Origin of the sequence: Bacillus sp. 2B09 (assembly GCF_003946835.1) — a bacterium.
GTDB lineage: Bacteria > Bacillota > Bacilli > Bacillales > Bacillaceae > Bacillus > Bacillus altitudinis.
On sequence record NZ_RPSG01000011.1, the window covers coordinates 13,514 to 27,173 of the forward strand.

Sequence of the window (13,660 nt, forward strand, 5' to 3'; positions counted from 1 at the left end):
AGTCAAAAGGTACCGAGAAAGTAAAATATAAGCATGAACGGAAAGGGGATGTACATATGGGAGATCAAAAGAAGGTCACGATTGTTGGGGTGCCGATGGATCTCGGTCAAATGAGAAGGGGCGTCGATATGGGGCCGAGTGCTATTCGCTGTGCTGGTGTAAAAGAAAAATTGGAATCGCTTTCATTTGATGTCGAGGATCTAGGGGATATTCCCGTTGAGCAAAGAGATGATGAGAAAGGTCTCTATACAAGTGAAAAACTGAAAAACTTAACGGAGAATGCTGGCGCGAACCAGCTTCTTGCTGAAAAGGTTAGCAGTATTGTGCAGTCAGGTTCGTTTCCGCTGATTTTAGGCGGGGATCATAGCATTGCAATTGGTACACTAGCCGGTGTAGCCAAGCATTATGAAAATTTGGGTGTCATTTGGTATGATGCACACGGTGATTTAAATACAGAGGAAACCTCTCCTTCTGGGAATATTCATGGGATGCCACTTGCTGTCAGTCTCGGTCTTGGGCATGCTGATCTAACGAATATTGGCGGTTATGCGCCAAAAGTAAAGCCTGAGAATGTGATCTTGATTGGTGCTCGTTCTTTAGATGAAGGAGAGCGGGCATTGATTAGAGAAAAAGGCATTAAAGTGTATACGATGCATGAAATTGATCGATTAGGGATGACGAGAGTAATGGAGGAAGCCATTGCGTATTTAAAAGAAAGAACAGATGGTGTTCATTTGTCGCTTGATTTAGACGGCCTTGATCCAGCGGAGTGCCCTGGCGTGGGAACGCCGGTTGCTGGCGGCATCAGTTATAGAGAGAGTCATCTTGCAATGGAGCTTTTAGAGGAAGCAGGGATTTTGACATCTGCTGAGTTTGTTGAGGTGAATCCGGTATTAGATGAGAAAAATAAAACAGCAGAAGCGGCAGTTGCATTAATTGGTTCTTTAATGGGTGAAAAGCTATTATAGAGCGGGACTTGTTCCCGTTCTTTTTTAATTTTGGGGAAATTTAAGGATATGTTAAGGTTTTTACCGGCTGATAAGCGTAACATGCTGTCAAAAATTTGTTACACTATTTTTTAGAGGAGAATGAAACCTTTTGGAACGAGGTTCGTATACATAAAGACCGGTGAAGGCAGAGGTTGAATATACTATGGAAACAATGATTAAAAAGAGAATTAAGCAAGTGAAAAAAGGCGACCAGAACGCATTTGCAGACATCGTAGACCTGTATAAAGACAAAATTTATCAGCTGTGCTATCGTATGCTTGGGAATGCACATGAAGCAGAAGATATTGCGCAGGAGGCGTTTATTCGTGCCTATGTGAATATTGAGAGCTTTGATGTGAATCGTAAGTTTTCCACGTGGCTGTACCGCATTGCAACCAACCTGACCATCGACCGTATTCGTAAAAAAAAGCCGGATTATTATTTAGATGCAGAGGTGGCAGGGACAGAAGGACTGAATATGTATTCTCAAATTGCGGCTGACGGCATTTTGCCAGAGGACGAGGTGGTGTCGCTTGAATTATCGAGCACCATTCAGCAAAAAATTTTAAGATTACCCGATAAATATCGCTCGGTCATCGTATTAAAGTATATTGATGAACTCTCGTTAAAAGAAATTAGTGAGATTCTGAATATACCAGTTGGTACGGTGAAAACGAGAATACACAGGGGTAGAGAGGCTCTCCGGAAACAGTTGAGAGACCTTTGAGTGAGGTGATTTTGATGAGCTGTCAGGAAAAAATCGTCCTGCTTATGCATCAGTATTTAGACGGGGACATTGAGCCCGAAGATGAAAAAGAATTAAAGAGCCATCTGCAATCGTGTGAGGAATGCCGTACTCATTTTCAACAAATTGAGAAATCCATCGCGCTCGTGCAGAGTACATCTCATATAGAAGCACCATCTGATTTCACTGCAAAGGTGATGGCAGGTCTTCCAAAGGAGAAAAAGCGTGTGTCGATTCAAAGATGGATCAAAGCTCATCCGCTAATGGTCGCCGCTGCCCTCTTTGTCATATTGATGGGAGGCAGTCTGTTTACAAGCTGGAATACGGATCATAATTTCAGTGTGTCAAAGCAGCCGAATCTCGTGGTTGAAAATGATACAGTGACGGTACCTAAAGGGGAAACCGTTAAAGGTGACGTCACTGTGAAAAATGGCAAGCTGATTGTAGAAGGCAAGGTTGATGGGAACGTAACAGTCGTCAATGGAGAACAGCTGACTGCTTCTGCCGGACAAGTCACTGGTCAAATCAATGAAATTAATGAAGTGTTTGATTGGGTTTGGTACAAAATGAAGTCTACAGCACAAGACGTGATGCGGGTCATTGGACCAGAGGAGCAAAAGTAAATCAAACAGTTTGAGAGCAGTCTCTAAGGGGACTGCTCTTTTTCTATTGATGGACAGACTTGAATGCCAGCCAGATATGGCAACTATTTTCCTTGCTGAAACAAAATGTGGTATAATAGCCACGCTATGTACTTACACATAGGCTCTTTTTTTATAAAAAATGAATCGAACGAAGAATAACTGAAAATTCTGGAGGACGAGGAAATGGCTTTAGGGGATATTCCTTTTTTGCAGTACCTCGGTAATGCTGTTGATATTCTCGTTGTTTGGTATGTGATATATAAATTAATGATGGTCATCCGCGGAACAAAAGCGGTTCAGCTTTTAAAGGGAATTGTCGTCATTGTTCTCGTCAGGATGGGAAGTGCGTATCTCGGTCTTAACACACTTCAATGGCTGATGGATCAAGCGATTACGTGGGGGTTCCTTGCGATCATTATTATTTTTCAGCCAGAGCTAAGGAGAGCGCTTGAGCAGCTTGGGCGCGGCCGTTTCTTCTCTAGAAGCGGAACACCTGTAGAGGAACAGCAGCAGAAAACGATCGAGGCAATTACAAAAGCAATTAACTATATGGCAAAACGTAGAATAGGCGCGCTGTTAACGATTGAGCGCGATACTGGAATGAATGATTACATAGAGACCGGAATTCCTTTAAATGCAAAGGTCAGTTCTGAGCTGCTGATTAATATCTTCATTCCGAATACACCGCTTCATGACGGCGCTGTGATTATGAAGCGTGATGAGATTGCAGCTGCAGCGTGTTATTTACCGCTGTCTGAAAGTCCTTTTATCTCTAAGGAGCTCGGTACACGTCACCGCGCGGCAGTTGGTATTAGTGAAGTAACGGACAGTTTAACCGTTATTGTCTCCGAGGAGACAGGCGGCATTAGTGTCGCAAGAAATGGTGATCTCCATCGAGAATTGACAGAAGAAGCGCTTGAAGAAATGCTGATTGCTGAGTTTAGTAAGAACAGCAAAGATGCTTCCTCGACCAAATGGTATTGGAGGGGCAAGAAAAATGGATAAGATTTTGAATAATCGCTGGGCCGTTAAGTTTCTTGCATTGGTCTTCGCTTTATTGCTGTATGGTGCAGTCAATTCAGCGCAAGCGCCCACGCCGAAAAAAATCGGTGAATCCTTTTTCCCAACATCGACAACAGACGAAGCAACCTTAACGGACATTCCTGTTAAAGCATATTATGACGACGAAAAGTATGTAGTCACTGGTGTGCCGCAGACAGTCAATGTCACGATTAAAGGATCAACTAGTGCTGTGAAAACAGCAAGACAAACGAAAAATTTTGAAATTTACGCAGATATGCAAAACCTGACGACAGGTACACATAAAGTCGAATTGAAGGCAAGAGATGTATCGAAAGGAATCACGTTAACGATTAATCCGTCTGTGACGACTGTGACGATACAAGAAAAAACGACAGCTGAATTTCCTGTTGAAACTGAATTTTATAATCAAAATAAAATCAAAGACGGCTATTCACCAGAGCAGCCTATTGTGAATCCGAAAAATGTCACGGTTACTGGCTCAAAAGACGTAATCGACAAAATTTCTGTCATTAAAGCATTTGTGAACTTAGAGGATGTTGATCAGCAAATTGAGAAAGAAGCGAAGCTCACTGTGTATGATAGCAGCGGGAATGAGCTACCAGTCGAAGTGAGTCCGTCTGTGGTAGATATTACGGTCCCGATTACGAGTCCAAGCAAGAAAGTTCCGTTTAAGATTGAGCGGACGGGCAGCTTGCCAGATGGGATCAGTATCTCAAGCATCGAGACAAGCCCAAGTGAGGTTACAGTCTACGGTTCTCAAAAGGTGTTGGATGCGCTTGATTTTATTGACGGTGTTAAGCTCGACCTAAGCAAGATTAAAGATGATACAGAGATTGATGCCGACATTCCACTGCCAGATGGTGTGAAAAAGGTATCACCTGAAACTGTTAAAATCAAAGTGAAGGTTGCAACAGCTGAAGAAAAAAAGATCGATAATGTCCCAATTTCTGTCGTGGGTCTGAGCAAGGATCTTAGCTCTGAATTTGTGAGTCCGTCTTCTGGGCGTCTCACACTAACAGCAAAAGGTTCAAAGAGTGCAATTGATAAACTAAAGGCTTCAGATATTGAAGCCTATATCAATGTCGGGGACTTAAACGAAGGAACACATGAGGTCAAAGTACAAGTGAATGGCCCTCAAAATGTGACGTGGACATTATCTAGATCGAAGGTCAAAGTGAAACTGACTTCTACTGATACAGAAGATCAGCCGGCTTCTACGAATGATCGGAAAGATCAATCATCCGATGATGATCAGGAAGAGAAGAGTCAAAAGGAATCAACACAAGATAAAGCAAAAAAAGAATCAAGTCAAAGACAGCGGGTCAAAGAAGATAACAAAGAGGACGCAGCGTCCTCTTGAATGGTAAAAAAGGAGCGATTGAAACATGGGCAAGTACTTTGGAACTGATGGTGTAAGGGGTGTGGCTAATAGCGAATTAACGCCAGAGCTCGCATTTAAAATTGGGAGATTTGGCGGCTATGTGCTCACGAAGGATAAAGAACGTCCAAAGGTACTCGTTGGACGAGACACGCGTGTATCTGGTCATATGTTAGAAGGAGCACTCGTAGCAGGCTTACTTTCAATTGGGGCTGAAGTCATGCGTTTAGGTGTGATCTCAACACCTGGTGTGTCTTATTTAACGAAGGCAATGGATGCAGAAGCAGGTGTCATGATTTCAGCTTCGCATAACCCAGTTCAAGACAACGGAATTAAATTTTTCGGTGGTGATGGTTTTAAACTGTCAGATGAACAGGAAAATGAAATTGAGCAGCTAATGGATCAGCCAGTTGATGAATTGCCACGTCCAGTGGGAGCCGATCTTGGAACCGTGAATGACTACTTTGAAGGCGGTCAGAAGTACTTGCAATTCTTGAAGCAGACAGCGGACGAGGATTTCACAGGCATTCACGTAGCGCTTGATTGTGCACATGGTGCAACATCTTCTCTTGCAACACATTTATTTGCAGATTTAGATGCAGATGTGTCAACAATGGGAACATCACCAAACGGATTGAATATCAACGATGGCGTAGGTTCTACTCATCCAGAGGCACTTTCTGCTTTTGTGAAAGAAAAAGGAGCCGATATTGGTCTTGCGTTTGATGGCGACGGCGACCGCTTAATTGCAGTCGATGAAAAAGGTGATATTGTAGACGGCGATCAAATTATGTACATATGCGCACGTTATCTAAAGGGTGAAGGCCGATTAAAGGATGACACGGTCGTGTCAACGGTCATGAGTAACCTTGGTTTCTATAAAGCGCTTGAGAAGCAAGGCATTAAGAGCATTCAAACCGCTGTTGGTGACCGCTATGTGGTCGAAGCGATGAAAAAGGATGGCTATAATGTCGGAGGCGAGCAGTCAGGCCACTTGATTTTCCTTGATTATAATACGACAGGTGACGGCATGCTTTCAGCGATCATGCTGGTGAATACACTCAAAGCAACAGGAAAAACATTGTCAGAGCTTGCAGCTGAAATGGAGAAATTCCCGCAACTTCTAGTGAATGTGAAGGTATCTGATAAGTATAAAGTGGAAGAAAATGAAAAAGTAAAAGCTGTGATCCAAGAGGTTGAAAAAGAGATGAACGGTGACGGACGCATCCTGGTTCGTCCATCTGGAACAGAGCCGCTTGTACGTGTCATGGCAGAGGCGAAAACAAAAGAGTTGTGTGATGAATACGTGGCTCGCATTACGGCTGTTGTCAAAGAAGAAATGGGTATTGAGTAATTGATTAAAGCAAATCGCTAAGCAGCGGTTTGCTTTTTTTTTCGAATAAACGTCATAAGAGGCTGGTCTAGTACGAATGATATAAGCGAGGGCAATTTGCTGCTTGCTTTCATACATAAGAGAGCACATCAAAGGTAGAACGTGACAAGCCTCATCGCATATAGTGTAGGGAGGTCTCACTTTCTCACATGAAAGGGATCACCCGCTAAATTGTGATTGACGGAGGTCAGACCTTATAGTACAATCATCCTTGTGTTACTGGATTTTTATTCTAGCAGGAAAGGCAGGGTAGATGTTCAGCCACTCTTATAATTATAGCGCCCGAACTAAGCGATCGAACGACAGATGCTTAGTTGACGAGGATGGAGGTTATCGAATTTTTCGGCGGATGCCTCCCGGCTGATCAAATATAGAGATCACAGCCGTAAGTGTTTCTTTAAAGCAAAGAGGTGACTCTTTGTACAAAGGGAATACACATGATCTCCCAAATTAAACATGTAGAGAGGGACGAAGAAATGTCCCTTCTATTTTAGTAGGCTTTCTTTGTCCCTTTCACATGATCGGGAGGAAGAATATTTATGTGTGGAATCGTAGGTTATATTGGTCAGAATGATGCGAAGGAAATCTTATTAAAAGGTTTAGAGAAGCTTGAGTACCGTGGGTATGACTCAGCAGGTATCGCTGTGGCAAACGAAGATGGCGTGCATGTGTTCAAAGAAAAAGGACGTATCGCTGAGCTTCGTGAAGTCGTTGATGCAAACGTGGCATCTTCAGCAGGAATTGGACATACACGCTGGGCAACACACGGTGTACCAAGCCATCTAAATGCGCATCCGCATCAAAGTGCTTCTGGCCGTTTTACGCTTGTTCATAACGGTGTCATCGAGAACTATGTACAATTGACACGCGAATATTTACAAGACGTCACACTAAAAAGCGACACAGATACAGAGGTTGTTGTTCAAGTCATCGAACAATTTGTGAATAGAGGTCTTGAGACAGAGGAAGCTTTCCGTCAAACGCTTCTTCAACTAAAAGGCTCTTACGCAATTGCCCTTTTCGATAACGAAAACAAAGAAACAATCTATGTGGCGAAAAACAAAAGCCCATTATTGGTTGGTTTCGGCGAAGATTTCAACGTTGTGGCTTCTGACGCAATGGCGATGCTTCAAGTAACAAACGAATATGCGGAATTAATGGATAAAGAAATGGTCATTGTCACTAAAGATGAGGTGATCATCAAAAACCTTGACGGTGATATCATGACACGTCCTTCTTATATCGCTGAGCTGGATGCAAGCGACATTGAGAAAGGCACATATCCTCACTACATGTTAAAAGAAACGGATGAACAGCCGCTAGTGATGCGCAAAATCATCCAAGAATATCAAGACGAAAACGGCAAGCTGTCAGTCGCTGGCGATATCGCAAGCGCAGTAGCAGAAGCAGACCGCATTTACATCGTGGCTTGCGGAACGAGCTACCATGCTGGACTTGTTGGTAAACAATACATTGAAGACTGGGCGAAAGTACCTGTAGAAGTCCATGTAGCAAGTGAATTCTCTTACAACATGCCGCTTCTATCGAAAAAGCCGTTGTTCATCTTCCTTTCTCAATCTGGGGAAACTGCGGACAGCCGTGCTGTACTTGTTCAAGTCAAAGAACTTGGTCATAAAGCATTAACGATCACAAACGTACCAGGATCTACACTTTCTCGTGAAGCAGACTTCACATTGCTTCTTCATGCAGGACCAGAAATCGCAGTGGCTTCAACAAAAGCTTACACAGCGCAAATCGCTGTTCTTGCGATCCTTGCATCCGTTGCAGCTGAATTAAATGGTCAATCTCTTGACTTTGATCTTGTGAAAGAGCTTGGGATTGTAGCAAACGCAATGGAAGCCCTTGTCGATCAAAAGGATGAAATGGAACAAATCGCTCGTGACTTCTTCACAGTGACACGTAACGCATTCTTTATCGGAAGAGGACTTGACTATTATGTGTGCCTTGAAGGTTCACTCAAACTAAAAGAGATCTCTTACATCCAAGCAGAAGGTTTTGCTGGCGGAGAACTCAAACACGGCACGATTGCTTTAATTGAAGAAGGCACACCGGTCATTGCCCTTGCCACGCAAGAGCACGTAAACCTCAGCATTCGCGGTAACGTCAAAGAAGTCGTTGCACGCGGCGCAAACCCATGTGTCATCTCACTAAAAGGCCTAGAAGACGAAGGCGATCGTTTCGTCCTTCCAGCTGTACACCCAGCACTTGCACCACTTGCATCTGTTGTTCCATTACAGCTAATCGCTTACTACGCAGCCCTTCACCGCGGGTGTGATGTGGATAAACCACGTAACCTTGCGAAGAGTGTGACGGTGGAGTAATCCATCCCAATTTTATATGAGGATAAATTTCTTTAATAAATTATAATTATGTTTAAAAAACACATGATCTAGATTACAATTAATGTAATCGGTTGTGTGTTTTTTTAATTCATAGTTAATCTTAAAAGTAAAAGATAAGTTTCACAAATAATGTTTATACGAGGTGAAAAAATGTCGAATGAGCAATTAAATATTTTTGAGAGTGAGTATTACGAGGATCCTGATACTAATCAATCAAATCTTGAAGATTTAAAGTTTAAAGTTCATACTTCATTGATATATAAGCTCGGAGAAGAATTAATCAGAAGTGAAGTAACAGCGTTATCTGAGTTAGTTAAAAATGCTTATGATGCAGACTCAGCATATGTAGAATTAACAGTAAATCCCGAATATATTACAGAATTTAATGGGAAAATTTCATTTGGAGAAATAATTATTAAAGATGAAGGATGTGGAATGGATAAAAGAGACATCATAAATGGGTGGCTTACTCTTTCAAATTCTGCAAAAAAGCAAATGAAAAAAGACAAAAAAGTAACTAAAAAGTATGAAAGAATGCCCTTAGGTGATAAAGGATTAGGTAGGTTAGCTGTTCAAAAGTTAGGTAGAATGATGATTATGGTTACAAAGAAAGAAAAATCAGATATAGAATATACAGTAACTATTCCATGGGGAGATTTTCAAAAAAATACTACTTTAGAGAATGTTAAAGTTATATGTACAGAAAAAAAGGTTGAAGAAAATTTAGAAAAAGGATACACAAAAATAATAATTAGAGACTTAGTAAATCCAAATCTATGGAATGAAGAAGAGAACATTAATGAGTTAGAAAGAGAATTATCTCAAACTGTTTCACCTTTTAAGAAAGAGAGTAATTTTTATGTGTTTGCAAAAATTGGAGAGAGAAATTTAGATTTCTCAAAAATATCTCAAGAAATATTAGATGGAGCAATCTCTAAATTCAATTTTACTGTTACAGATGAGCATATAAAATTAGAAGGGAAATTTAAATTAGAATTTTTCCTTTCTAAAAATAACAATTTCGATATCAGTGACGATCATCTGAAGGAGTTTCTTTTAACTAACAAAGAAAAAATGAATAAATATAAAATAATAGAAAATGATCTGTTTTCAATATTGTTTAGTGAGGAATTCTCTTTTGATGATTTAAGTGGTTTTGAATTGCATAAAGACGGTAAATTTATGCATCCTGGAAAATATAGTGGTGAAATTTATTCATATTCTTTTGATGAGAATTATTTAAAGGGACAAGTAGCAAAACTAAATTTCAAAGTAATTAAAGGTCAAGTTGATTTTAAAAATTTCATAAAAAATAATTATGGAATAAAGGTATTTAGAGATGATTTTGCAATATTACCTTATGGGTATGGCGATGGTGGAGACTGGCTTGCTCTTAATAAAAGCCAGAGTACACAGGGCTCATATTACGATTTGAAAAATGAAACTGTGATCGGATTTATTCAACTCTTGGGGAAAGAAAGCTATAAATTAAGAGAAACAACAAATCGAGAAGGTTTAATAGAGGATGAGTATTACAACAATTTCTATATAATTAATAAGTTTATATTGAAGAAAATTAATAATCATATATCAAAATTGAGAAGGGGTTTTATAAAGTATATTAATATGATTAGTCATGATATTAACAGAGCAGATCCGTTAGTGAGTGATCATGAAATTGCTGTTGAAAGTCTTAGAAGAATCTCAGATAAGTCCCAAAAAATAACAAAAAATATTGAGGATTTAAGTACAAAAACTGCTCAATCAACGAATATTATTTCCCAAGTAAATACAGCTCTAAACAATATAAAGAGTATTGATGATCAAGAGAAATTTTTATTAGAACAGTTAATTTCTAAATTAAATGAGAATATTAAAATAACTGAGTTAGTTTTAAAAGAAGCAGAATATTACCTGCAGGAAATACAAGTTATCAAAGGTCATTTATTTACTATAGAAGAAGATTATAGTGTGATGATTGGTCGAATGCAAGAATTAGCTGAGCTTGCTGGTTTGGGAATATTGAGTGAGACGTTGACTCATGAACTATATACTTTAATAAATAACACAAAAAAGAATACAGCCAATGTAATTTCATACTACAAAAAAAATTATGAACCTGATAAAAAAATTCAACAATATTTTGAATATGTCCGATATTCAACAGATGGAATGAGAAAGCAATTGAGCCATCTATCTCCAAACTTTAGAAATGTTAGAACTAAAAAAGATAGAGTGAAAATAAGTGACCTTTTGGAAAAACACCATGAATTTTATATAGAAAGAGCGCAAAAAAACGACATATCTATAATTATTATTCACCAAGATGATTTTTTATTAAATGTAAGTGTCGGAATGATAAACCAAGTTTTAGATAATTTATACTTGAACTCAGAACACTGGCTACTACATGCTAAAAGAATAGGGAAGATTAAAGAACTACAATTTTTCTTAGAGGTAAAAGAAAACGGGAAAATACATGTATGGGATAACGGTATTGGGATCGATGAAAATATAGCAAATGAAATTTTTGATCCCTTCATTTCAAATAAAGAGAATGGAAGAGGGCTGGGACTTTACATAGTTTCTCAAATTTTAGATTATCACAATTGCAAAATTAGATTAATGAGAGAGAGAAATATTTTTGGTAAGCTATATAAATTTGAAATAGATTTAAGAAAAAGTTTAGTGCATGAGGAGAAATGAGATGGAGTCTATAGTAAAATTATTTAATAATAATAATATAAAGTATATTGTAAGTGTGGACGATTGTTATATGGAAGAAGATTTGAATGAAGTTGACGAAGTTATACTATTAGAAAAAATTAAAGAAAATTTAATGGATTATAAAGAAAAAATATCAGAAATTGATTCTAAAATCGATATCTCACAAGTTTATTCATTTCCAGAGCACATAAGAGAAGAGTATATTGAAAAATGGTTTTTGAAATTAACGGAGAGGGAAAAATCAACTCTTTTTGATAAAAATTCTTTTAAAAATACAATACTAACAAGCCAAAAAGATAATTTATTACGTTTTCTAAAAGAATTACACACAAAAAAAGCGGTGGAAGAATATAAAACTTTTGGAACTATACAAGAAGCAAAAGAATTTTTAAAAAACGGAATTAAAAATATTTGGGACCCTTCTGAAGAACGAAAAGTACTTTGGCTTATCGATAGGGAATTTGGCAACCAAGGTAATGAAGGTTTTGATTTATTAGAAGAATTTTGTTCTTCTGAGTATCAGTGGAATATTGGGATTTTAGCAACACAAAATACTAACGATATAGAAGGTGAAGTTCAATTTAATAGTTATTTGGAAACTTCAAATGAAAGATTATCCGAAAATAAGAATTTAATTTGGTTAATTGAAAAAGATTTAATTGATTCAGAACGATCAATTGAGTTTGTTGAAACAATTTCACATGGATTGAGACGTAACTACACTTTTAAAATAACAAATTTTTTAACAGATACAATCAGTAGTGGTATTAAGGGAGCTTCTGCTACATTTAAAAATATAGAACAATCTACTATAAATAAAATAATTTTAAAATTTAGCACTCAAGAAGGAGCTTCCATAATTGATACACTCACTAGAATCTTAATGGCAATTACAAAATATGATATGAACAATCAAATATATGAAAATATTGACAATATAACTAAAGTAGTTGATAGTTATGATAAATTATGTAAAGATATAGACGTCTCTTCAATTACAAATTTTGATGAAGTTATAAAATTTAGGAATAGAGAGAAGTATAATACTTTTGTTAATAGACATTATTACCCTATTGGTTTTGGAGATATTTTTTGTATTGATAATCAGGAGTATCTTCTCATTTCTCAAGCGTGTGATATACAAATTAGAGGGGATCAAGGAGGTAGAAATTTACAAAAAGGGACTCTGTTAAGAATTACAAACGAAAAGCCAGATACCGCAGCGCATAGTAAACTTGAATATTATAAGCACACAGAAACTTATTATATTTTACACAAAGAAGCAATTTCAATTGATTTTAATATATTGGATTTATGTTCACTTAATAATGAAGGAAAGGCATTAGTTGAATTAAAACAATTAGATTCAGGTCTCTTAAATAATTCTCATAGATATTTGATAGGACAGCGTAAAAGATTGGAGGAGGTATTAAATGATCTAAAAAAAATGTATAAACAATACACAGACATAACAAGTAGTTTTGAAGACATTCGTAATTATATACTTAACATAGATAGTGAAAAAAAAGATGAAATTAAAAGCATTTTAGAAGATTATCACCTTAAAAGCAATCAATATAGGAATTCTTTTGGAAGTTTTCCAAGATTAGAAATAAACAGTAATGAAATTTTTTATCCAGTTAAAAGAATATGTAGATTAGACGAGTTATACACGACAAATATAATGATGGAATATAGTGCATATAGTTCGAGATTGGCGTTACCAGGTGACTATGCGCTACCTTTCAGGCATACAAAATATAAAGTGCTGTATAAAAATCCAAATGTATATCTAAACGGTGATAATGATCTGATTGATGTTTCAACACATATAACAGTGGCGCGTTCTGAGGATATTAAACAGATATACGAAAAGGTAATAGCTGATTTAATAGTTGGAGAAGTTTCTAAAGAAATAGAAGAGAAGATTAGGAATAATCCAAAATCCTATATTTGTATTGACAACTCTGAAAAAACAATTATATTACCAGCTGATCTTTTAATTTGTGAAGGAGCAGAGGCTATTTCCTTTATAACAGAGAGTATTAAAATAAAAAAAGATGAAATTGAACATGCAGTACCTATTTTTTCTGAACTATTATATAAAATGAGAAAAAATAAAGATTTTATCAAAAATAACAAGCTATTTAACTTTTATAATAATGAAGAGATAAATGAAATTATAAATTTTAAATTGGATAAGTTTAGAGATGGACATTTATCTATAAGTATTGAAGATAAAACTATTCTGGATATTAATTTTAATCTTGAAGAGAAAGAAGATAAAAAATTTAAATTCTCATATACTTTAGATCCAATTCAATCTCATATTGAGATTATATAAAAAAAATTCTAACCACAAAATGATTCTTTGTGT

The 13,660-nt window shown here is 37.3% G+C and carries 9 protein-coding genes; all 9 read left to right on the top strand.

Annotated elements, in window-relative coordinates; all coding sequences use genetic code 11:
* Window positions 1-56: 56 nt before the first annotated feature.
* The 9 genes from rocF to EBQ12_RS17065 all read left to right on the top strand — a co-directional run bounded on the left by rocF (window position 57) and on the right by EBQ12_RS17065 (window position 13,627).
* Complete coding sequence (rocF, locus tag EBQ12_RS17025; protein ID WP_048001374.1) at window positions 57-968, top strand: arginase; 912 nt, start codon at window positions 57-59, stop codon at window positions 966-968.
* A gap of 184 nt (window positions 969-1,152) precedes the next feature.
* Window positions 1,153-1,716 carry an RNA polymerase sigma factor SigW gene (gene sigW, locus EBQ12_RS17030; RefSeq protein ID WP_007498553.1) on the top strand — a complete coding sequence of 188 codons (564 nt, stop codon included), beginning with the start codon at window positions 1,153-1,155 and terminating at the stop codon, window positions 1,714-1,716.
* Between the two features lie 14 nt (window positions 1,717-1,730).
* On the top strand, window positions 1,731-2,357 hold the full coding sequence (rsiW, locus tag EBQ12_RS17035) for an anti-sigma-W factor RsiW (protein WP_008344028.1): 627 nt from the start codon (window positions 1,731-1,733) through the stop codon (window positions 2,355-2,357).
* 204 nt (window positions 2,358-2,561) lie between these two features.
* A complete protein-coding gene (gene cdaA, locus EBQ12_RS17040; RefSeq protein WP_008344027.1) occupies window positions 2,562-3,383 on the top strand; it encodes a diadenylate cyclase CdaA in 822 nt (273 codons plus the stop codon).
* Window positions 3,376-4,782: a CdaR family protein gene (locus EBQ12_RS17045; protein ID WP_125590822.1), complete on the top strand. Its 1,407-nt coding sequence runs from the start codon at window positions 3,376-3,378 to the stop codon at window positions 4,780-4,782. Before cdaA ends, EBQ12_RS17045 begins: the two co-directional genes overlap by 8 nt.
* Before the next feature lie 25 nt (window positions 4,783-4,807).
* Window positions 4,808-6,154, top strand: a complete 1,347-nt coding sequence (gene glmM / locus EBQ12_RS17050) for a phosphoglucosamine mutase (RefSeq protein ID WP_007498543.1) — start codon at window positions 4,808-4,810, stop codon at window positions 6,152-6,154.
* Between the two features lie 578 nt (window positions 6,155-6,732).
* Entirely contained in the window at window positions 6,733-8,535 is a 1,803-nt protein-coding gene (glmS, locus tag EBQ12_RS17055) for a glutamine--fructose-6-phosphate transaminase (isomerizing) (RefSeq protein ID WP_125590824.1), read from the top strand.
* A 171-nt stretch (window positions 8,536-8,706) separates the two neighbouring features.
* Window positions 8,707-11,262, top strand: coding sequence for an ATP-binding protein (locus EBQ12_RS17060; protein WP_164511665.1), 2,556 nt, complete (start codon window positions 8,707-8,709; stop codon window positions 11,260-11,262).
* Between the two features lies 1 nt (window position 11,263).
* Window positions 11,264-13,627, top strand: a complete 2,364-nt coding sequence (locus EBQ12_RS17065; protein WP_057078699.1) for a hypothetical protein — start codon at window positions 11,264-11,266, stop codon at window positions 13,625-13,627.
* Window positions 13,628-13,660: the final 33 nt, after the last annotated feature.

What these genes read in the sequence shown, in the direction of transcription:
- rocF (WP_048001374.1), top strand. Translation starts at nt 57, where the DNA reads ATGGGAGATCAAAAGAAGGTCACGATTGTTGGGGTGCCGATGGATCTC.
- sigW (WP_007498553.1), top strand. Translation starts at nt 1,153, where the DNA reads ATGGAAACAATGATTAAAAAGAGAATTAAGCAAGTGAAAAAAGGCGAC.
- rsiW (WP_008344028.1), top strand. Translation starts at nt 1,731, where the DNA reads ATGAGCTGTCAGGAAAAAATCGTCCTGCTTATGCATCAGTATTTAGAC.
- cdaA (WP_008344027.1), top strand. Translation starts at nt 2,562, where the DNA reads ATGGCTTTAGGGGATATTCCTTTTTTGCAGTACCTCGGTAATGCTGTT.
- EBQ12_RS17045 (WP_125590822.1), top strand. Translation starts at nt 3,376, where the DNA reads ATGGATAAGATTTTGAATAATCGCTGGGCCGTTAAGTTTCTTGCATTG.
- glmM (WP_007498543.1), top strand. Translation starts at nt 4,808, where the DNA reads ATGGGCAAGTACTTTGGAACTGATGGTGTAAGGGGTGTGGCTAATAGC.
- glmS (WP_125590824.1), top strand. Translation starts at nt 6,733, where the DNA reads ATGTGTGGAATCGTAGGTTATATTGGTCAGAATGATGCGAAGGAAATC.
- EBQ12_RS17060 (WP_164511665.1), top strand. Translation starts at nt 8,707, where the DNA reads ATGTCGAATGAGCAATTAAATATTTTTGAGAGTGAGTATTACGAGGAT.
- EBQ12_RS17065 (WP_057078699.1), top strand. Translation starts at nt 11,264, where the DNA reads ATGGAGTCTATAGTAAAATTATTTAATAATAATAATATAAAGTATATT.